Origin of the sequence: Roseovarius indicus (assembly GCF_008728195.1) — a bacterium.
In the GTDB taxonomy this organism is placed as follows: domain Bacteria; phylum Pseudomonadota; class Alphaproteobacteria; order Rhodobacterales; family Rhodobacteraceae; genus Roseovarius; species Roseovarius indicus.
The window spans coordinates 5034412-5054916 of sequence record NZ_CP031598.1 but is presented as its reverse complement, the minus strand read 5'-3'; the positions used below and the strand labels follow the sequence as shown (position 1 = coordinate 5054916).

General features: G+C 66.5%; 20 protein-coding genes. 8 read left to right on the top strand and 12 right to left on the bottom strand.

Features of this window, described 5'->3' with window-relative positions; genetic code table 11:
* Positions 1–16: 16 nt before the first annotated feature.
* On the bottom strand, positions 17–2800 hold the full coding sequence (gene fdhF, locus RIdsm_RS24345; RefSeq protein ID WP_057812659.1) for a formate dehydrogenase subunit alpha: 2784 nt from the start codon (positions 2798–2800) through the stop codon (positions 17–19).
* Between the two features lie 333 nt (positions 2801–3133).
* On the opposite strand from fdhF, the gene RIdsm_RS24340 reads away from it, so the two are divergent.
* The 3 genes from RIdsm_RS24340 to RIdsm_RS24330 are packed head-to-tail and all read left to right on the top strand — an operon-like array spanning position 3134 to position 5995.
* Positions 3134–3784, top strand: a complete 651-nt coding sequence (locus tag RIdsm_RS24340; RefSeq protein WP_057812661.1) for a histidine phosphatase family protein — start codon at positions 3134–3136, stop codon at positions 3782–3784.
* A gap of 12 nt (positions 3785–3796) precedes the next feature.
* Positions 3797–4852, top strand: a complete 1056-nt coding sequence (locus RIdsm_RS24335; protein WP_057812663.1) for a saccharopine dehydrogenase — start codon at positions 3797–3799, stop codon at positions 4850–4852.
* 3 nt (positions 4853–4855) lie between these two features.
* On the top strand, positions 4856–5995 hold the full coding sequence (locus tag RIdsm_RS24330) for a saccharopine dehydrogenase family protein (protein ID WP_057812665.1): 1140 nt from the start codon (positions 4856–4858) through the stop codon (positions 5993–5995).
* A 6-nt stretch (positions 5996–6001) separates the two neighbouring features.
* On the opposite strand, the gene RIdsm_RS24325 is transcribed toward RIdsm_RS24330, so the two are convergent.
* The 8 genes from RIdsm_RS24325 to RIdsm_RS24290 form a co-directional block, all read right to left on the bottom strand.
* Positions 6002–6847, bottom strand: a complete 846-nt coding sequence (locus tag RIdsm_RS24325; RefSeq protein ID WP_057812667.1) for an MBL fold metallo-hydrolase — start codon at positions 6845–6847, stop codon at positions 6002–6004.
* Entirely contained in the window at positions 6844–7287 is a 444-nt protein-coding gene (locus RIdsm_RS24320; protein WP_057812669.1) for a GlcG/HbpS family heme-binding protein, read from the bottom strand. The genes RIdsm_RS24325 and RIdsm_RS24320 overlap by 4 nt, the downstream gene beginning before the upstream one ends.
* Before the next feature lie 75 nt (positions 7288–7362).
* The gene (locus RIdsm_RS24315; RefSeq protein ID WP_057812671.1) at positions 7363–7689 is read right to left on the bottom strand and encodes a DUF3775 domain-containing protein; all 327 of its coding nucleotides are present in this window, start codon (positions 7687–7689) and stop codon (positions 7363–7365) included.
* A 66-nt stretch (positions 7690–7755) separates the two neighbouring features.
* Positions 7756–8487, bottom strand: coding sequence for an SDR family NAD(P)-dependent oxidoreductase (locus RIdsm_RS24310; RefSeq protein WP_057812673.1), 732 nt, complete (start codon positions 8485–8487; stop codon positions 7756–7758).
* Positions 8484–9047 carry a DUF3833 domain-containing protein gene (locus RIdsm_RS24305; protein WP_057812675.1) on the bottom strand — a complete coding sequence of 188 codons (564 nt, stop codon included), beginning with the start codon at positions 9045–9047 and terminating at the stop codon, positions 8484–8486. Before RIdsm_RS24305 ends, RIdsm_RS24310 begins: the two co-directional genes overlap by 4 nt.
* Positions 9044–10270, bottom strand: coding sequence for an MFS transporter (locus RIdsm_RS24300; RefSeq protein ID WP_057812677.1), 1227 nt, complete (start codon positions 10268–10270; stop codon positions 9044–9046). Before RIdsm_RS24300 ends, RIdsm_RS24305 begins: the two co-directional genes overlap by 4 nt.
* Positions 10267–11022: a DUF1365 domain-containing protein gene (locus RIdsm_RS24295; protein WP_057812679.1), complete on the bottom strand. Its 756-nt coding sequence runs from the start codon at positions 11020–11022 to the stop codon at positions 10267–10269. Before RIdsm_RS24295 ends, RIdsm_RS24300 begins: the two co-directional genes overlap by 4 nt.
* Positions 11019–12320 (bottom strand): NAD(P)/FAD-dependent oxidoreductase, encoded by a 1302-nt coding sequence (locus RIdsm_RS24290; RefSeq protein WP_057812681.1) that lies wholly within the window; start codon positions 12318–12320, stop codon positions 11019–11021. The genes RIdsm_RS24295 and RIdsm_RS24290 overlap by 4 nt, the downstream gene beginning before the upstream one ends.
* 185 nt (positions 12321–12505) lie before the next feature.
* Here RIdsm_RS24290 and RIdsm_RS24285 point away from each other — a divergent pair, with 185 nt between their 5' ends.
* Both RIdsm_RS24285 and RIdsm_RS24280 read left to right on the top strand, forming a co-directional pair.
* Positions 12506–13099 carry a sigma-70 family RNA polymerase sigma factor gene (locus RIdsm_RS24285; RefSeq protein WP_420425055.1) on the top strand — a complete coding sequence of 198 codons (594 nt, stop codon included), beginning with the start codon at positions 12506–12508 and terminating at the stop codon, positions 13097–13099.
* 6 nt (positions 13100–13105) lie between these two features.
* Positions 13106–13768, top strand: coding sequence for a ChrR family anti-sigma-E factor (locus tag RIdsm_RS24280; RefSeq protein WP_057812686.1), 663 nt, complete (start codon positions 13106–13108; stop codon positions 13766–13768).
* A gap of 9 nt (positions 13769–13777) precedes the next feature.
* Here RIdsm_RS24280 and RIdsm_RS24275 read toward each other — a convergent pair whose 3' ends face one another.
* Positions 13778–15124, bottom strand: coding sequence for a lytic murein transglycosylase (locus tag RIdsm_RS24275; RefSeq protein ID WP_057812688.1), 1347 nt, complete (start codon positions 15122–15124; stop codon positions 13778–13780).
* Positions 15125–15215: 91 nt separating this feature from the next.
* Complete coding sequence (locus RIdsm_RS24270) at positions 15216–15920, bottom strand: helix-turn-helix transcriptional regulator (protein ID WP_057812690.1); 705 nt, start codon at positions 15918–15920, stop codon at positions 15216–15218.
* 87 nt (positions 15921–16007) lie between these two features.
* Between RIdsm_RS24270 and RIdsm_RS24265 the strand changes: the two genes are divergently transcribed.
* The 3 genes from RIdsm_RS24265 to RIdsm_RS24255 all read left to right on the top strand — a co-directional run bounded on the left by RIdsm_RS24265 (position 16008) and on the right by RIdsm_RS24255 (position 18177).
* A complete protein-coding gene (locus RIdsm_RS24265; protein WP_057812692.1) occupies positions 16008–16706 on the top strand; it encodes a glutathione S-transferase family protein in 699 nt (232 codons plus the stop codon).
* The gene (locus tag RIdsm_RS24260) at positions 16703–17101 is read left to right on the top strand and encodes a DUF1801 domain-containing protein (RefSeq protein WP_057812694.1); all 399 of its coding nucleotides are present in this window, start codon (positions 16703–16705) and stop codon (positions 17099–17101) included. The genes RIdsm_RS24265 and RIdsm_RS24260 overlap by 4 nt, the downstream gene beginning before the upstream one ends.
* Positions 17102–17223: 122 nt before the next feature.
* On the top strand, positions 17224–18177 hold the full coding sequence (locus RIdsm_RS24255; RefSeq protein WP_057812697.1) for a calcium/sodium antiporter: 954 nt from the start codon (positions 17224–17226) through the stop codon (positions 18175–18177).
* Here RIdsm_RS24255 and rnr read toward each other — a convergent pair.
* Positions 18174–20441 carry a ribonuclease R gene (gene rnr, locus RIdsm_RS24250; protein ID WP_057812699.1) on the bottom strand — a complete coding sequence of 756 codons (2268 nt, stop codon included), beginning with the start codon at positions 20439–20441 and terminating at the stop codon, positions 18174–18176. The two genes, RIdsm_RS24255 and rnr, sit on opposite strands and share 4 nt — an antisense overlap.
* Positions 20442–20505: the final 64 nt, after the last annotated feature.

Below are 20505 nucleotides of genomic sequence, written 5' to 3'. Positions count from 1 at the left end.
TCAGCCAGCCACAGCTCTACTCCGCCGCGACCTGTCCCGGGTCGGCTGCTTCGACCTTGACCGCCGAGTACTTGAACTCGGGGATCTTGCCGTAGGGGTCGAGCGCCGGGTTGGTCAGGATGTTCGCCGCTGCCTCGACATAGGCGAAGGGCAGGAACACCATGTCGGGGGCGACGGCCCGGTCGGCGCGGGCCATGACCTCGATGCTGCCGCGCTTGGTGGTCAGCCGGATCATGCCGCCCGGTTCGACGCCCAGCTTGCGCAGGGTCGAGGGGTGCAGCGAGCAGTTGGCCTCGGGCTCGACCGCATCCAGAACCGAGGCGCGGCGGGTCATCGACCCTGTGTGCCAGTGTTCCAGCTGCCGGCCGGTGGTCAGGACCATCGGGTAATCCGCGTCGGGCACGTCGTCCGGCGGGATGACGCTGGCAGGCGTGAAGCGGGCGCGGCCCTCGGGGCGGGGGAAGCCGTCGCCGAAGACGATGGGCTGGCCCGGATCCTCGGGCGAGAGCGACGGGTAGGTCACCGCGTTCTCGTTTGCCAGACGGTCCCAGGTGATGTTGTCGAAGGACTTCATGTTCAGCTTCATCTCGGCGAACACATCCGCCGGGCTGTCATAGCGCCAGTCGAGGCCGAGGCGTTGCGCCAGCTCGGTGGTGATGGCCCAGTCCTCGCGCGCCTCGCCCGGGGGCGACACGGCGGGGCGGCCCATCTGGACCTGCCGATTGGTGTTGGTGACGGTGCCCGACTTTTCGTAGAAGGCCGAGGCGGGCAGGATCACGTCGGCATAGTTGGCCGTTTCGGTCAGGAAGATATCCTGCACGACAAGGTGATCGAGCTTGGCCAGCGCATCGCGGGCGTGTTCGACATCGGGGTCCGACATGGCCGGGTTCTCGCCGAGGATATACATGCCGCGGGTGTTGCCGGCATGGACGTCATCCATGATCTCGGTGACGGTCAGGCCCTTTTCGTTCGAGAAGTCGCCGGATTGCCAGACCTCGGTGAAGGCCTTGCGCACGCCATCGTCTGTCACGGTCTGGTAGTCGGGCAGGAACATCGGGATGAGGCCCGCATCGGAGGCGCCCTGCACGTTGTTCTGGCCGCGCAGCGGGTGAAGCCCGGCGCCGGACCGGCCGACATGGCCGCACATCAGCGCGAGGCTGATCAGGCAGCGCGAGTTGTCGGTGCCGTGGATGTGCTGCGAGATGCCCATGCCCCAGAAGATCATGCCGCGCTTGGCTGTGGCAAAGTCGCGGGCCACGGCGCGCAGCGTGTCGGCCGGGATGCCGCAGATCGCCTCCATCTTCTCGGGTGGGAACTGGGCGAGGTGTTCCTTCTCGGCCTCCCAGTTCTCGGTGAAGGCTTCGATATACTGCTGGTCGTACAGCCCTTCCTCGACGATCACGTGCATGATCGCGTTGAGCATCGACACGTCGGCGCCCGGCTTGAACTGCAGCATGTGGGTGGCGAAGCGGCGCAGGCCGACGCCGCGCGGGTCCATCACGATCAGCTTGCCGCCGCGCTTGGTGAACTGTTTGAAATAGGTGGCGGCGACGGGGTGGTTCTCGATCGGGTTGGCGCCGATGACGATGGCCACGTCGGCATTCTCGATCTCGTTGAACGTCGCGGTTACGGCGCCGGAGCCCACGTTTTCCATCAGCGCGGCCACCGAGGAGGCGTGGCACAGGCGGGTGCAGTGGTCGACGTTGTTATGGCCGAAGCCCTGGCGGATGAGTTTCTGGAAGAGATAGGCCTCTTCGTTGGTGCATTTGGCGCTGCCGAAGCCTGCGACCGACTTGCCGCCATGCTCGTCTTTCAGCTTCTGCAGGCCGCCGGCGGCGAAGCTCATCGCCTCTTCCCAGTCGGCCTCGCGGAAGAATTCCTGCCAGTTCGACGGGTCGACGTTCAGGCCCTTTTCGGGGGCGTCCTCGCGCCTGATGAGGGGTTTGGTCAGGCGGTGGGGGTGGTGGATGTAGTCGAAGCCGAAGCGGCCCTTCACGCAGAGCCGGCCTTCGTTCGCCGGGCCGTTGATGCCGTCGACGTATTTCACCTTGCCGTCCTTGACCTTCAGGCTGACCTGGCAGCCGACCCCGCAGAACGGGCAGACGCTTTGAACCTCTTCGTCGTAATCGGCGCTGTCGCCCACCTGTGCCTCGTCCAGCACGGTGGCTTCCATCAGCGCGCCGGTGGGGCAGGCCTGCACGCATTCGCCGCAGGCCACGCAGGTCGATTCGCCCATCGGGTCGTCGAAGTCGAAGACGGGGTAGGCGTCGTGCCCGCGGCCCGCCATGCCGATCACGTCGTTGACCTGAACCTCGCGGCAGGCGCGGACGCACAAGTTGCACTGGATGCAGGCGTCGAGGTTGACGCGCATCGCCACGTGGCTGTCATCGAGCAGCGGCACGCGGTCTTTCTCGAGCTTCGGGAAGCGGCTTTCCGTGACACCCTGAAGCTTTGCCATGTCCCACAGGTGGCTCGACTTGTCGTGCGCTTCGTCCTGCTCGGGCTGGTCGGCCAGCAGCATTTCGACCACCAGCTTGCGGGCATTCTCGGCCCGGGCCGAGTTGGTGGTGACGGTCATGCCGTCCTTGGCTTCGCGGATGCAGGAGGCAACGAGCGTGCGTTCGCCCTCGACCTCGACCATGCAGGCCCGGCAGTTGCCGTCGGGGCGATAGCCCGGTGCCGGTTTGTGGCACAGGTGGGGAATCACCAGGCCGCGGCCGTGGGCCACTTCCCAGATCGTCTGGCCAGCCTGGGTTTCGATTTCCTTGCCATCCAGCGTGATCTTGATCGTGTCGGACATGGGCGCGCCTCCTTTGCCGCGCATGTTAGAGCATGGGCGCGGAAATTCGAGTCCGACAATCCCGACACCTCGCAACGGATTTGCGCCACGCGAGTCGCATCTTGTTTCCGATGGGACACGCCGGGCGGATGATGCGCCGTGTGGCGAGGGTGCAGCATGAGTGTTGTCGGAAAGGTGAAATTCAGGGCCGGGCTTTCATCTTTCCCGAAATACTCCCGCCGGAGGCGTCCCGGCATCGCAACCCGCGCTGGCGCCGGGTTTTTTCGCCGACGGCGCTTCACCCTCCCGAAACGGGACGCTAGGGTGCGCGGCGATATATTTGGGGAGAGCCGGGTGGCCGAAATAATCCTGGTGCGGCATGGGCAGGCGAACAGCCATGCCACCGATGACGAGAGTTACGACAAGCTGTCCGACCTGGGGCGGGAGCAGGCCCGGTGGCTGGGGGCGCATCTGCGCGATACCAACCCGCATTTCGATGCGGTGATCACCGGCACGCTCTCTCGGCAGTCGGAAACCGCGCTCGAGATGGGCTACGAGATCACCAAGCAGGATGCGCGGCTTGACGAGTTGAGCTATTTCGCAATGGCCACCGCGATGGAGGCGCAGCACGGTGTCCCGTCGCCGCGGGATCCGACCGAGTTCGCAACGCACCTGCCGCAGGTGATTACCCACTGGACGGAAGGCCGGCTCGAGAGCGTGCCCGAGACCTATCCGCAGTTTTCGGAACGGGTCACGGCGGTCGTCGACGAGCTGTGCGACGGGAACGGGCGTATCCTGATCGTCACCTCCGGCGGGGTGATCGGGATGGCGATGCGCCATGCGCTTGGCCTGGAGAACAGCGGCATGGCCAAGATCATGCTGCAGATCATGAACAGCTCGATGCACCGGCTGCATTACGTGCATGACATGCTGATGGTGGGCACGTTCAACGCCACCCCGCATCTGGACGCGCCCGACCGGGCCCATGCCCGCACCTTTGTCTGAGGAATGGAACGAATGACGCATCTATGGGTCCGCGCCGAGCAGCGGGAGAACGAGGAACGCGTGGGGATCACGCCCGCCGGCGCGGCGGAGCTGATCGCGGGCGGTATGCGGGTGACGATCGAGGAGAGCGCGACGCGGATCCTGCCGATCGACGGCTATGTCGAGGCCGGCTGCGAGGTGGCGCCCGAGAACAGCTGGCCCGACGCGCCGGGGGATGCGATCATCTTCGGGCTCAAGGAGTTGCCGGATGACGGCACGCCGCTGCCGCACCGGCACATCATGTTCGGTCATGCCTTCAAGGGGCAGTTTGCCGGCAAGCGTCTACTGGAGCGGTTCAAGGCCGGGGGCGGGACGCTTTACGATCTCGAATACCTGGTTGATGAGGACGGCCGGCGCGTGGCGGCCTTCGGCTATTGGGCGGGTTATGCCGGGGCGGCGGTGTCGCTCAAGGCGTGGGCGGCGCAGAAACAGGGCGGGGTTTGCCCGGAGGTGAGCACGTGGCGCGACAAGGGGGCACTTCTCTCCGACCTCGCTGCCGATCTTGACGGCACGGGCGAGAGCCGCCCGAGCGCCATCGTGATCGGGGCGCTGGGCCGGGTCGGCACCGGTGCCGCGGACCTGTGCGAGGCGATGGGTCTCACGCCCACCCGCTGGGACATGGAAGAGACCGCCTCGGGCGGGCCGTTTCCCGAGATCCTCGATCATGACCTGTTTTTCAACTGCATCCTCGCCCGGCCCGGTACGCCCGTCTTCGTGCCGCAATCGGCGCTGACGGCGGAGCGCAGGCTTTCGGTGGTGGGCGATATCGCCTGCGACCCCGACAGCGATTACAACCCGGTGCCGGTTTACAGTGAGGCGACGAGCTGGGCCGAGCCGGTGGTGCGGGTGCATGACGACCCGCCGCTTGACGTGATGGCGATCGACAACCTGCCGTCGCTTCTGCCGCTGGAATCGTCGGGAGACTTTGCCGAACAGCTCTTGCCCTCGCTCAAGGCATTGGACAAGTTGCACGAAAATGTCTGGGGCCGGGCCGAGGCCACGTTCCGGACCCATCTGAAGGAGGTCTGAAACATGACGATACATTGGTGCGGCACCGGTCTTTCCGCCATCCCCGGCCTGCGGCGGCTGATCGAGAACGGGCACCCCGTCAAGGTCTGGAACCGGACGACCGACAAGGCGCGGGAGGCCGTGGGCGACCTGACCGACAATATCGCCGCCTTCGATTTCGATCAGCTGTCATCGGAAACCGAGGAAGGCGATCTGGTCGTGTCGATGCTGCCGGGTGACTGGCACGTGCCGATTGCCGAGATGTGCATCAATCACGGGGCGCATTTCGTGTCATCCTCCTACATCGCGCCCGAGATGCGGGAGCTGCACGCCAAGGCGCTGGTGCGCGGGGTGTGCTGTGTGAACGAGGTGGGGCTGGACCCCGGTATCGACCACCTGATGGCGCATCACCTGGTGACCGACTATCGCGGGGCCGATGAATACGCGACCGAGAACGACCTGTCGTTCATTTCCTATTGCGGGGGCATTCCGAAGAACCCCAACTCGTTCCGCTACAAGTTCAGCTGGTCGCCGCTGGGCGTGCTGAAGGCGCTGCGCTCGCCCTCGCGCTCGATCCGGAATTTCTCGGAGCTTCAGGTGGCGCGGCCGTGGGACGCGATTTCGAGCTATGACGCGCCGCTGCCCACGCCGGAGACCTTCGAGGTTTACCCGAACCGCGACAGCGTGCCGTTCATCGAGGATTACCAGTTCGAGCCGTCCTGGCGGGTGAAGGAATTCGTGCGCGGGACGCTGCGGCTGAACGGCTGGGCCGAGGCGTGGAAGGATATCTTCGCCGAGGTCGAGACGCTGGAAGGCAAGGCGGGCGACGACCGCCTGCGCGAGATGTCGGAGCAGTTCTGGAACGAGCATGCCTATGAAGAGGGCGAGCCCGACCGGGTGGTGCTTTGCGTTTCACTCAAGGCCGAGCGCGAGGGGGTGACCGTCTGGCACAAGACCTTCGTGATGGATGCCTGGGGCGACGAGCGGGGCACGGCGATGGCGCGGCTGGTGTCGATCCCGGTGTCGCTGGCGGTCGAGGCGGTTCTGAACCACGAGATCCCGGCCGGGGTGTCGCCCGCTCCGCATGACCCGCGGCTGGTGCTGCGGTTTCTGGGCGAGGTCGACCGGCTGGCGCAGCATCTGCAGGTGGTCAATCACGTGTGACCGGGGTCAGGCGGTGAAGCTGGCCTTGGAATAGAGCAGGGTCATGCGCGGGTTGACCTCGCGCTGACCTTCGTGCGGCGGGCCTGTCAGCAGGTCGCAGAGGGTGTCGTGCAGCGCGGAGAGATCGGCGTGGCCGAGCCGGGGCATGTCATCGGTGCCGCCCTCGGTCTGGCCATGCGCGCCGAGGATGTCGATGTCTTCCGGCAGCATGTCGAGCAGCGTTTCGAGCGTGGCGCGATAGGCGGGCAGCGAGGCGCCGGGCGTCTGCGCATAGAGGTGGCCGCGATAGAGGAAATCGGCGGCATAGAGGCGGTTTCGGCCCGGTTCCCAGAGCGACACGGAGTCGGGCGAATGGCCGGGCGTGTGCAGCACGTGCAGGTGACGCAGGCCGACCTGCACCACCTCGCCGATCCCGGCCCAGTGGCCGACGGGGAAGGTCGGCGGCGAGAGGTCTTCGTACTGGCCGAGGTAGGCCTCTTCCGTTGGTGTCAGACTGTCGTCGGGTGCCATCGCCCGCAGCATGGGCAGGTCGGCCACGATGACCGGGCCGAAGGCGTTGACGCCGCCGAGATGGTCGAAATGCATGTGCGAGGGGAAGGCACGGGTCGAGACACCGGCATGACGCTGCACGACGGGCGCGACGGGCCGGCGACCGGAGCCCGTGTCGAACAGCAGGCTCTCGCCGCCATCGGAGATCAGGTAGCTCCAGTTCTTCTGGTGGTAGGCCGGCTCTCCGATCGCCAGCGTGTCGGGATCGACGGCGCCGACGGCGAACCAGTCGTCTTCCCATGTCAGGCCCTCGGCCAGTGCCACGCTTTCAATCGGCTGTTCGAGCTCGTCCACGCCGCTCATCCGGCATCTGCCACGAAGCCGGCCGAGTCGATCCCGGCCATGGCAAAGGCCTCGTCATATTCGCCGGCTTCGCCCGCGACGCCGACGGCGCCGATCACCTTGCCCCCGGCATCCCGCACGATCACGCCGCCTTTGCTGGCGGTCAGGGGCAGGCCGGAGCGGGCCAGCGCGACCTCGCGCACCCCATGAAACCAATTGGGCGTCTCGTCGGCCCATTCCATGACAGTCTTTGTGGGCTTGCCGTACAGGATGCAGGTGCGCGCCTTGGCCTCGGCGATATGGGCCAAGAGCGGCGCGGCGTCGGGCTCTCGCAGCATGGCGAGCGGGTGCCCACCGGCATCGACCACGCAGACCGCAATGCGCCGGTCCGGGCCGGAGCGCGTGCCGGACAGCGCGGTTTCGATGATTCGCAGGGCGGCGGGCAGGGATAGGTCGGGCATGGGCACGGCTTCGCTGGGGGCTGTCCCGGGAAGCCTAGCATGCCGCACCCACGAGGCAGAGGCGTTTCTGCCCTGTCAGCCCCCGCGCACGAGATCGTCTTCGTCGTCGACGACCGAGATGCCCAGCTCGTCCAGTCCGTTTTCGAGGTGGTCCGACAGATGCGGCGAGCCGAGCAGGTAATCGGCGGTCGGCGTCGTGGCCTCGTTCATCGCGGTGGCCTTGGCTTCTTCCAGTTCGTCGGCGCTGAAGCTGCCGCGGCCGATCCACATGACGGCGACAAGGCTGGCCTGTTCCTCTTCGGTCAGGCGGTCGATGAAGGCGCGGATCTCGCCCTCGGCGCGGCCCAGTTCGCGGGCCATCAGGATCACCTGGGCGATCTTGTAGCTGCTGATTTCAAGCATGGTTCAACTCCCGTTCTCGCGTATGGCGACCTTAATCGCCTGTCAGCTTAGCGGAAGTCTTTGATCTCACGCAAATAGCCGGTAGTAGGCCCAGTTCGGCAGGAAGCGGGACTGCCGAAACACCCAGCTGAAGGCGGCGGGAAAATGCCGGTCGAAGGCGGACTCGTCGCGCATCAGGGTGATCATTTCGTCGGCGGCCTGTTCGGGGGTCATCAGGAAGGGCATGCGGAAATCGTTCTTGTCGGTCAGGCGGGTCTTGATGAAGCCCGGGTTGGCCAGCTGCACCCGCACGCCGGTGCGCCACAGGTCGGCGCGCATGGATTGCGCCAGCGCCATCACGCCGGCTTTCGATGGGGCATAACCCACCGCGCCGGGCAGGCCGCGGAAGCCCGAAAGCGAGCCGGTGAGCACGATATGGCCGTGGCCGCGTTCGACCATGGCCGGCACGACATGGCCCAGAACGCGGAAGGCGCCGGTGAAGTTGATATCGGCCATCTTGATGCCGTGCTCGACGTTCCAGTCGGTGGCGGGCATGGGCCAGTAGACGCCGGCGAGGTAGACCATGCCGTCGATTTCTCCGACCTCCTCGGCCGCCGCCCTGACGCTGGCCTCGTCGCTTACATCCACGGTGACCGCGCGGGCGCGGCCGGGCAGGGCGCCTGCCACCTCTTCCAGCCGCTCGCGATTGCGGGCCGAGAGGATCAGCTCGGCCCCTTCGGCGCTGAGTTTCTTCGCCAGCGCCTCGCCCAGCCCTTCGCTGGCGCCGACCAGCCAGTATGTCTTTCCGGAAAAGGTCAAACCGTATCCACCCTCCGCATGGTTGCCACCAGCTCGGCAACCTTGATGCCGAACTTGCGGAACTGGCTGCGGTTCACGATCACGCCGTTGGGCGCAAGGTACATCCAGTCGGTCACGTTCAGCACATGGCCGCCCGCCTCTTTCGGAAGGCGGATGGTGTAGGTGAGGTTCACCGACGGCCCTTCCTGCCGGCCCTGGCCGGTGCCGACCACGTCGTCGGCCTCGGCCCTGATGCGGTTGTCATTGCCGATCTCGAGCCGCCATTCCCGGTTTTGCGTGGTGCCGGTGTCGTAGAGGAAATGCTCTTTCATCACGCCCCGGTTGCCATCCCAATGGGCGTCGAAATCGCCGACGAAGCGAGAGGCCACCCGGCCGAGCGGGCCATAGATGATCCCCTCGCACTTGATCGGCCCGCTGAGATGGGTGCGCAGGTCGAAGGCCGGGGTTTGCCCGGCGTAATCGGCGGGGCGCTGTGCCGGGAAGCCGCTGATACGGCTCCAGACCAACACGCCCGCCAGCGTCAGCACGACGCCAAGAAGAAACCACGTTAAAGAAGTCATCCCCTCACACTCCTTTCTCCGAAGTCGATTGAGGCCAGCAACCCGATTGCCAGCAGTTTGAGCACACATGGCAGTGCGCCGTAGAGCAGGCTGAGCAGCCACAGGGCCTCGGCCCCGTTTGCGCCGCCTGCCTCGAAGCCGCCGGCCTCGAGCAGTGGTAGAAGCGTCACCGCCGCGAAGGCCAACGTGAATTTGGATACGAAGGACCAGAGGCCGAACGCCTCGCTTGCGCCGGGCGAGATGTCGGCCATGCGGCGGGCGAAGAGCGCGGGCAGAAGTGTCATGTCGGCCCCGAGCGCCGCGCCCGAGGCAAGGCAGATCAGCCCGAAAGCCCACGTGTCGCCCGCGCCCAGCCAGACCGCGCTTCCGAAGGAGAGGATGGAGAGCACCATGCCGATCAGCAGAACGCGGCGCTCGCCGGCCCTTTCCGCGAACTTGCCCCAGAAGGGGGCTGCGAGGGCGGCGGAAAGGAAGAAGAGTAGCAGGAACGGCCCTTCCCAGCCCGGCGCCTGAAGGCGGCTTTCGACGAAGAAAAGGAAGAGGGTCGAGCTGACCGCCACGGGGGCGGCGTTGAACAGGGCGACGAGAAGCAGCTTGCGCGCCACCGGGTCGCGGAGGACGGTGAGAAAGCCCGTGCCGCCGCTGTCGACCCGTGCGCCGCGCCATTCGCGGTGCATGGCCCGGATGGCCACCCCGGCCAGCACGGCGAAGGCGAGGGCGAACCCGCCATAGCCGCCGATCAGCACCGGCGCGACCGAGGCCGCGCAGATGCCCAGCAGGGCCCCGGTTTCCCGCCAGCGGGCGAGTTGCAGGTGGCCCTGGCCCGTCAGTTGGCCGGCCGAGGACACGCCTTCGGCGTAGAAGCAGATGGTGAGGTAGCTGAAGCTGGAAAAGACCAGCGTCAGCATGAGGGCGAACCAGATCAGCGGTGCGAAAAGCGGCTCGACGGCGAAGAGGCCCACCATGGCGGCCGCCATGGTGAGGACCGCCACGGCGACGGAGACGGCGCGCGTTTCCTGAAGCCTTGCGGCCAGCCGGCCCAGAAGGGGGTCTTGCACCACGTCGAGCAGGCGCAGGGCGAACAGCACCGTGCCAAGTGCGGCGAGCGATACGCCGTATTCGTCGACATAGAATTTCGGCGCGTGGATGTAGAGCGGCAGTCCCGCCGCCGCGAGCATCGCCGCAAAGAGCCCGAAGGCGGGCAGGCGCGGCGCGCCGGTCATCGGCTGACCTCTTGCGTCGGCGGTTCGGGGCGCGGCCGGAACTGCGCCCCCTTCCACCAGAGTTTCAGCGCCTGCCAGTGGATCAGCGCCAGCACCCGGCGAGAGCCGAAGGGTCGGCGCAGGCAGGCGCGAACGAGGCCCCGGTTGCTGAGCGGCCGACGTTTGCCGACCAGCGTTGCCGTCACCCCGCCATTGCCGCCGGTGAAGTCGATCCAGATGCCGATATGATCGGCGCGCAGGTCGAAGCGGAATTCGTAGCTGCCTTCGACCCGCTGGAACGGCGAGACATGGAGGATCTTGCGGGCGGAGAGCCTGTCCTGCGCGGTGATCGGGGCCAGGTCGTCGCGGTGGCAGAGATAGGAATGGCGGTCGCCATAGGTGTTGGTCACCTCGGCGATCACCACGGGCACGTTGCCGTCTGCGTCGCGGCAGATCCAGAAGGCGACCGGGTTGAACACGTGGCCGAGGATGCGGGGCTGGGCGAGCAATTCGATGCGCGCGGGGCTGTCGAGCCCGTGCGCGTCGAGCACCTCGCGCACCCATGCCGCGCCGCGCCCGTGCTTCGGCGGGCCGCCATGGTCACTGTCCCAGACAGAGGCGAGGCCGGCGCGGTTGCGGCCGAAAAGCCGGGGGGATTGCGGATCGGTTTCGGCGTCGAGCAGGACGTAGTCTATGCCGTATCGGAAGGCGTTTTCGACCGCGCCCTTGCGCCCGTGCCACGTGTGGCCGGCGATATGGTCGACCCTGCTCATTCCGCTGCCATGGGAACGGCGTTCCTGGCGACGATGGCGTCGGCCACCTCGAGCCCTGTCGCCAGGCCGTCCTCGTGGAACCCGTCGCGCATCCATGCGCCGCAGAACCACGTGTTGCGCGCGCCGTTCATGGCGCGCAGTCTGGCCTGCGCCTGGAAGGCGGCGAGGTCGTAGACCGGGTGGCGCAGGGTCACCTGGTCATAGATCAGGTCATCGCGGATCGGCCGGGTCGAATTCAGCGTCACGAAATGCGGGTCGTCCTGCGGGATCGGCTGCAGCCGGTTCATCCAATAGGTGATGTCGATCTGTCCGTCGCGGCGGGCCGGGCTTTCGGAATAGTTCCACGACGACCAGACCGGGCGGCGGCGGGGCATGACGCTGGCATCGGCGTGCAGCACGACATCGTTGGCTTGATACTTCACGGCTCCGAGGGCCGCGGTCTCCTCGGGGCTGGGGTCGGTCAGCAGGGCGAGGCTGTCGTCGGAATGGGTGGCGAAGATGATATCGTCGAAATGCTCCCATTCGCTGCCATGGGGTTTCACGAAAACTCCTGTCGCGTCGCGCCGCACGCCCTTTACCGGACAGCCGACGCGCAGGTCTGCGCCGCGTCGTTGCAGGGCGGCGCAGACCCTGTCGACATACTGAACCGAGCCGCCCTCGACCGTGTACCACTGGTGCTGGCCGTCATAGGACAACAGCCCGTGGTTCTTCAGGAAGCGCACCATCGCCTGGGCCGGAAACTCGCCCACCTTTCGCGTGGGGGTCGACCAGATCGCGCCGGTGAGCGGCAGCAGGTAGTAGTCGCGGAACCAGCGGCCGGTGCCGACTTGGCTCAGGAACTCGTTGATCGAGAGGTCGGGATATTCGCCCACCGTGTCGAGTGCGCGGGCGTTGAACCGGAAGATATCGCGCAGCAGCGAGAGGAACCACGGGTTCAGCGCGTTCCGCTTCTGGGCGAAGAACGCCGCCGCGCCGGCCAGGCCGTATTCGACGGCCCCGCCACGCACCGAGGCGCCGAAGCTCATGTCGCTTTTGGTGACGGGCACGTCAAGCTCGTCGAAGAGGCGGGTTAGGTTCGGATAGTTGGCGTAGTTGAACACGATGAAGCCGGTGTCGACGGGTTGGTCGCCGTGCTTGCCGGCCATGATCGTGCGAGCGTGGCCGCCAAGGCGCGGTTCTGCCTCGAACAGGGTCACGTGTTGTGTCTGTGACAGTGCATGGGCAGCGCCCATGCCCGAAATACCCGCTCCGATCACGGCAACCCGTCTGCGCGTCAGCGCGGCACTCTCGAATGGCATGTGTTCCCCAATACCTGGTTTTGTTGTTCCAAAGGGTCTTACGCAGGGGCGCACGGATCGGATGAAAACGAAAAAATGAATGTTCCGGTGATCCATTCCGCCGGGAGGTCCGTAGACTTGTCATGTACAGTGAAACCGCACCGTTGGAAGAACCGGTAGTCTCGCCCGCAGTGGTGGGGCGTGCTATGCCCCGGAGAAACCAGATCACGGTGACGGAACCGGTGAAAGTGAAGGACGAAACAGAACATCCAGGTCTCGAATGGTCCGAGTGCATCCTGCGTATCCGGGAGTCGCGCGACAAGGCCGCGTTTGCGGCCCTGTTCCGCCATTTCGCCCCGCGGGTGAAGGCGTTCCTGATGCGCTCCGGCGCCGATGCGGCGCTGGCCGAGGAATGCTCGCAGGAAGTGATGGCTGCCGTCTGGCAGAAGGCTCATCTGTTCGACCCGTCCCGTGCGAGTGCGGCGACCTGGATCTTCACGATTGCGCGCAACCGGAAGATCGATGCGCTGAGAAAGATGAAGCGGCCCGAACCGGAAGACCTTCCGTGGGGGCCGGAACAGGAGCCGGACCAGGAAGATACCCTGGCCCTGCAACAGGAAAGCGAGAAGCTGGAAGAGGCGGTTGCCGCCCTGCCGGCGAAACAAAGGGAACTGATCGAGAAGGCGTATTTCGGCGACCTGAGCCATCGAGAAATTGCCGACCAGACCGGGCTGCCGCTCGGCACGATCAAATCGAGGATACGCCTGGCGCTGGATCGTCTGCGCCATGCAATGAAGTAGAAGACAATGACACAGGACAAGATCAAACATCACCTGACTGACCCGCTGCTGATGGCTTATTCGGCAGGCACCTTGCCCGAGGCCTTCAGCCTGGCCGTGGCCGCGCATATTTCGATGTGCGACGAATGCCGGGCGCGGCTGGGCGCGTTCGACACCGTTGGCGGTGCGCTGATGGAGCATTGTGACGAGGCCGAGATGGCCGAGGACAGTCTCGACACGACGCTCGGCCTGATCGACCTTGCCGAGACGCGGCCGGCCGCGCCTGTGGCGTCGGCGCCGCGTGGCGACGGTTTGCTGCCCGCTCCGGTGCGCGCCTATGTGGGCGGCGACCTTGACGCGGTGCGCTGGCGCCCGGTCGGAATGGGGGTGAAACAGGCGATCCTGCCGACGCAGGGCGGTGCGACAGCCCGGCTGCTTTACATTCCCGCCGGCGCCGCGGTGCCCGATCACGGCCACAACGGCACTGAACTTACGCTGGTGCTGCGAGGGGCCTTCGAGGACGAGGTCGACCATTTCGGCCCAGGTGACATCGAGGTCGCGAACGAAGACCTCGATCACACGCCGATTGCCGATATCGGCGAGGATTGCATCTGCCTTGCCGCGACCGATGCGCCGCTGAGGTTCAACAGCTGGCTGCCGCGTATCGCGCAACCGTTCCTGCGGATCTGAGGGGGCGGCCTAGCTGCCCTTCAGACGCCGGAGCACCTCCTGGGACGGGTTGCCGTCGGCCTTCATCCCGGCAGACCGCTGGAAGGCGACGATGGCAGAGCGCGTGTTCGGGCCGATCAGCCCGTCGATCTTCTCAATGCCCAGCCCGCGGTTCTTGAGCTGCCGCTGAAGCTCTTTCTTCTCGTTGAACGACAGGGCCTGGTACCCGCGGGGCCAGGAGCCCTGGATCGGCGGCCCGCCTTTCAGGCGATCGGAGAGATGGCCGACGCCGAGAGCGTAGGCATCCGAGTTGTTGTACCGCTTGATGACCGAGAAGTTCTTGAAGACGAGGAACGCGGCGCCGTTGCGCCCCGCCGGCATCAGGAGCGACGCGCTGCCATGGTCGCGGACCGGCCGGCCATCCATGCCGACGACGCCAAGCTGCGCCCATTGCGAGGGCATCCGCTGGCCGCCGGTGCTGCCAAGGCTGCCGGGAACGCGCACCTCGACGCCCCAGGGCTGACCGCTGATCCACCCGAAGCGGCGCAGGTAGGCGGCCGTCGAGGCCAGCGCATCGCCCGGATCGCGCGACCAGACATCTCGCTTGCCGTTGCCGTCGAAATCGACGGCGTAGGCCATGTAGGACGTGGGAATGAACTGCGTGTGCCCCATGGCCCCGGCCCATGAGCCCTTGAAATCGCGCAGGGTCACGTCGCCCGACTGTACGATCTTGAGCGCCGTGACGAGCTGTTTCTCGAAGAAGCTGCCGCGCCGCCCGTCAAAGGCCAGCGTCGCCAGCGCGTCGATCATGGGATACGTGCCCATCCGGGTGCCATAGCGGCTTTCCAGGCCCCAGACCGCCGCGACGACCTCTTTCTCGACGCCGTAGCGCTGTTCGATCTGCCGAAGCGTGCGATTGTGCTGGCGGAGCGCCTGACGGCCCTCGTCGACCTTCGGCGGGGCGGCGGCGTTGTCGAGATAGTCCCAGATCTCGCTCTTGAACTCGGTCTGGTTGCGGTCCTTGGCGATCACGTCGGGCGTGAAGCCGGCATTGCGGAAGGCGGCATCGAAGGTGCGCGCGCTGATGCCCTGTGCCAGCGCCCGGCCGCGGAACCCCCGCACCCAGCGGTCGAAGGCGGGATTGGCGGTGGTGACCTGCGCCACATCTTCCGTTCGGAGGTTGCCGGGGCGGGCCATCGGGCGGAGGCTTCGCGCCAGTCCGGCATAGACCGTGGCCTGAGTGTCCTCCACCGCTACGACCCCTGCGCTGCCGTCCGGCCTCGCCTTGGGCCGCAAGGAGGTGTCCACCGGTGACGCGAGGGCCGTCCCGGCTAGCGTCACCGCTGCCATACACGTCGATATCAATCCGCTGCTCATGCCTGACCCCTGTTCCGGGTGTTTTGCCATATGATAACGCCAAGCGGTGATTTCCGAAAGTGCGCAGTGTCGGGCGGTGCGGTTGACTGCCCTAACTTGCCGCCCGGTCCTGATCGGGTCGGCTGATCTCGGCGAGATAAGCGCGGAGCATCGGCACGCGTCTTGGGCGGAACGAGGCGCCGGTCAGCGCCAGCTCGCGCATCCGGTCGAGCCGGAAGGCGCGGAAATCGTTCCTCAGGTGACACCATGCCAGCAGGCAGTGCGAGGCCTGCATGTAGATGACCGAAAGCGGGTCGACCTCGCGCTTTGTCTCGCGTCCTTCCGCGTCGGTATAGTCGAAGCGGATGGTCCGTTCGTCCCACGTAGCCTGCCTTAGCAAGCTGACATCGATGCCGGGCTCGGGCAGGGGGGTGAAGCGCTGCGCGGTCAGCACGGCGTGTTTCAGCCGATGTGCCTGGCTGGCGGGCAGGCGCGCGCCCAGCTTGGCCAGCGCCGAACGTGCGGCGGCGGCCAGCACCGGGTCGCCCACCTGGTCGACCTCGCGCAGGCCCAGCACCAGTGCCTCGAGCTCGTCGGTATCGAAGCTGAGCGGGGGGAGGGCGGCGTCCTCGATCAGCGTGTAGCCGAAGCCCGAGGCGCCATCGATGACGGCACCCAGCCCGCGCAGGGTGTCGATGTCGCGATAGATCGTGCGCGGGGTGACGGCCAGCATGGCGGCAAGCTGCGCCGCCGTTGCGGGGGGCGGGACGCTTCGCAGCGCTTGCATCAACTGGAACAATCTGTCGGTTCGGCTCATTGGGTCACTATCGCCGGTGCTCCTGACAAATAGTGTCACGAAGTCTTGCTACCGTCCAGACAACCCTGTCGTATCCAGAGTACGCCCATGCTGACCCTGCTTTCCTTCCCCGGTGACGACCGGCACGCCAGCTTCAGCCCGTTTTGCCTGAAGGCGATGTGCCTGCTCGGCATGTCGGGGCAGGACTGGGAGCCGAGTTTCACGACCGACCCGTCGAAGATGCCCTATGGCCGCCTGCCGGTGCTGAAGACGGCCGAGGCACTGATCCCCGACAGTGGCCGGATCCAGGTCTGGCTGGAAGGCCGCGGCGCGGGGTTCGACGATGCGCTTTCGGAGGGAGAGAAGGCGCATAGCCATGCGTTGGTGCGCATGGTCGAGGAGGGGCTGCGCTATGGGCTCGTGCATGACCGCTGGGTGCGCGATGAGTGCTGGAAGGTGACGCGCGACCAGTTTTTCGGCGCGTTGCCCGTGCCGCTGCGCGGCACCATCGCCGGGACTGCGCGCAAACGCATCCGCCGGATGCTCGACATGCAGGGCACCGGCCAGTTTTCCGAGGCCGACCGGCTGGATCGCATGGCGCGTGACCTGGAAGCCATTCGCGAGACGCTTGGCAATACCGACTACCTGTTCGGCCCGGCGCCCAGTGCCGCCGACGCGGCCATCGTGCCGGTACTCGACATGATCCGCACCTTGCCTTGCGCCACCGAATTGCGGGCGCTGGTGCGTGACGACGAGCGGATCGGGGCCTATCTCGACCGCGCCTCTGCCACGCTCTACCCGTCATGACCCTGGATGGCATCCCGGGTCCGGTGCGGGCGGTCATCGACGGCTATCCGCCGCAGGCACGCGAGGGTGTTTTGGCGTTGCGCGGGCTGATCCTCGAGGTGGCGGGCCGGTTGCCAGAGGTCGGCCCGCTTGACGAGACGCTCAAGTGGGGCCAGCCCGCGTACCTTCCCCGGCGCCCGCGGACCGGATCGACCTTGCGGGTCGGCCTGCATAAGGGTGCGCAGTTCGCGCTTTTTGCCCATTGCCAGACCAGCATCATTTCCGACTACGCGCAGGCCTTTCCGGCCTGGGACCGGCTTGACGGCAATCGCGCGGTGCTGTTCGACACGCCCGGCCAGGTCGAGCCGGAGCGGCTCTCGCACCTGGTGCGGCATGCGTTGACCTATCATCTCTGATTGCTGGCAACGGTCGTCAAAATATCGGGGGCCCTCTCCCTTGAAAGCCGCCTTCGGCGGGCGCATCTGCGATCACGGGAACGCCCAAGACCCCGGGCGCAAAGACGCAAGGGAGCGCGGGAATGGACATCGTCCTTGTTCTGGCCGGACTGGCCGGCCTGCTGGTGGGTGGCGACATGCTGGTGCGCGGCGCGGTGGCGCTGGCGCGGGCCTTTGGTGTCTCGCCCCTGCTGATCGGGCTGACCATCGTGGGGTTCGGGACATCTGCGCCGGAGCTTGTGACCAGCCTGCAGGCGGCGTTTGCCGGTTCGCCCGGTATCGCCATCGGCAATATCGTCGGCAGCAACAGCGGCAACATCCTTCTCATTCTCGGCATCGGCGCGCTGATCGCGCCGATCAGCGTGGCGCCCGAGGTGCTGCGGCGTGACGGCACGGTTCTGGCGCTTGCGACGCTGGCCTGTGCCGGCGCTATACTGGCCGGGGGTGTCGGGCGAATGGTCGGCGGGGCCTTTGTCGTTGCGTTGGCGGGCTACCTTCTGGCGACCGTCTTCATCGAACGCCGGCGCCACACCGCCGCCGCGGAGATGTACGAGCACGAGGCCGAGGTGTTGCCGCTGCCCCGGGGCGCAACATGGCGCGCGGCGCTGATCCTTCTGGGCGGTCTGGCGGCCACGCTGCTGGGGGCGCGGTTCCTTGTGGATGGTGCGATTTCGCTGGCCGGGCGGTTCGGCATGCCGGAAGAGGTGATCGGCCTGACCATCGTCGCCATCGGCACCTCGATGCCGGAACTCGTCACCTCGGTCATCGCGGCGCGCAAGGGGCAGGGCGACGTGGCCTTCGGCAACGTGGTCGGCAGCAATATCTTCAATATTCTCGGTATCCTGGGGATCACCGCCGTGGTGTCGCAGCTTGCCGTGCCGGCCAGCATCGCCGGGTTCGACATCTGGGTGATGCTGGCCGCGACGGTGGTGTTCCTGATCTTCGCGCGCACCGGATGGCGCGTTGGCCGGCGCGAAGGCGCCGCGCTGGTCACGGCCTACGTGGCCTATATCGGCTGGCTGATCGCGACCGTCTAGCGGCGGCTGCGCTTGACCTTGCGTTTGACCTTGGCGTCCTTCTTCGCCGCGCGTGCGGGCTTGCGTTTGACCGGCTTGCCCCGCGATTTGCCACGCTTGGCGGACTGGCCCTGCTGAACGGCCTTGCCGTCGATGCTGATCAGGTCGAGCGCGATGCCGCCCGTCACCGGTGCGGCCTCGGACAGGCGCACGGTGACGCGCTGGCCAAGGCCGATGGTGAGCCCCGTATCGGCGCCCATCAGCGTGCCGGCGTCGCGGTCGAAGTGGAAGAATTCCCGCCCAAGCGCGCGCACCGGGATCAGGCCGTCAGCGCCGGTTTCGTCCAGTCGGACGAAGGCGCCGAACCGGGCCACGCCGCTGACCCGGCCGGTGAATTCCTCGCCCACGCGTTCCGAGAGGTAGGCGGCGAGGTAGCGGTCGTTCGTGTCCCGCTCGGCGGTCATCGAGCGGCGCTCGGTCTCGCTGATATGCTCGGCGGTACTTTGCAGCTGTTCCTCGTCGGCGCGGCTCAGCCCGTCATCGCCCCAGCCATGGGCCGAGATGAGTGCCCGGTGCACGACGAGGTCGGCATAGCGCCGGATCGGCGAGGTGAAATGCGCATAGGCCTGAAGCGACAACCCGAAGTGCCCGAAATTCGACGGGTTGTAATAGGCCTGCGTCATCGCCCGCAGGGTCGACATGTTGATGACGTCGGAATGATCGGTGCCCTCGGCGGCGTGCAGCAGCTGGTTCAGGTGCGACGTGCGCAGCACCTGCCCTTTTGCCAGCACCAGCCCGGCGGCCTCGGCCACCTCGCGCAGGGTGTCGAGCTTCTCGGGCGGTGGTTCCTCGTGGACGCGGAAGAGGAGCGGGGATTTCTTGGCGATCAGGGTTTCGGCGGCGGCCACGTTGGCCAGCACCATGAATTCCTCGATCAGCTTGTGGGCATCCAGCCGGTCGGCGAAATTGACCGACAGCACCTTGCCCTCGTCGCTGAGCACCACCTTGCGCTCGGGCAGGTCGAGGTCGAGCGGCTGGCGGGTGTTGCGGGCGGTTTGCAGGGCGGCATGGGCGGCGTAGAGGGGCTTGATCACCTCGTCCATCAGCGGGCCGCACTTGTCGTTCGGCTCCCCGTCCATGGCCTGCTGCACCTCCTCGTAGCTCAGCGAGGCGGCGGAGCGCATCAGCCCGCGCACGAAGCGGTGGCCGACCTTCTGGCCATGCGCGTCGATCTGCATGCGGACGGCGATACAGGCGCGCGGCACGCCCTCGTGCAAGCTGCACAGGTCGCCTGACAGACGGTCAGGCAGCATGGGAACGACGCGATCAGGGAAGTAGCTGGAATTGCCACGCTTGCGCGCCTCGGCATCCAGTGCCGAGCCGGAGGTCACGTAATGGGCGACGTCGGCAATCGCCACCCACAGAACATGCCCGCCCTCGTTCTTGGGGTCGTCGTCGGCATGGGCCCAGACGGCATCGTCATGGTCGCGCGCATCCGAGGGGTCGATGGTGACAAGCGGCATGTCGCGCAGGTCTTCGCGGCCCGACAGGCCGGCGGGCTTCATGCTGTCGGCCTCGGTGATCACCTCGTCGGGGAAATCGTCGGGGATGCCGTGCTGGTGGATGGCGATGAGCGACACGGCCTTGGGCGCCGAGGGGTCGCCCAGCCGTTCGACGATGCGGGCCTTGGGCAGGCCCATGCGGCCCTTGGGGCCGGCCTGTTCGGCCTCGACCAGTTCGCCATCCTTGGCGCCGCCAGCCGCATCGGCCGCCACTGTCCATTCCTTGCCGTCGCCCTTGTCGATGGGCACGATCCGCCCGCCCTCGGCGCCCTTGCGGAACACGCCGAGGATCTTGCGCGGGTTGGTTCCGATGCGGCGGATCAGGCGGGCGTCGTAATGGTGATCCTCGCCCTTCACCTCCTGCAGGCGGGCAAGGATGCGATCCCCTTCGCCAAGCGCCGGATCGGAGGCGCGCGGGATCAGCATGACGACCGGTTCGACCCCCTCGCCATGCCATTCGAGCGGCTTGGCCAGAAGCTCGCCATCGCTGGTCTGGCCCGATACCTGCAGAACGCTTACCGGCGGCAGCTTGTCGGGGTCGCGATACGTCTTCTTGCGCTTCTCGAGGTGGCCTTCATCCTCGAGTTCCCTGAGCACGCGTTTCAGGTCGATCCGCGCGGCGCCCTTGATCCCGAAGGCCTTGGCGATATCGCGTTTCGAGGTGAGGGTCGGGTTATCGGAAATCCACTTGAGGATTTCGTCCTTCGAGGGCATCTGGCTCATGTTCGTCAGGTAGCATGGTTGGGGTAAGGCGTCATCCGGGAAAAACGCGAGGCATGGGGGAGTG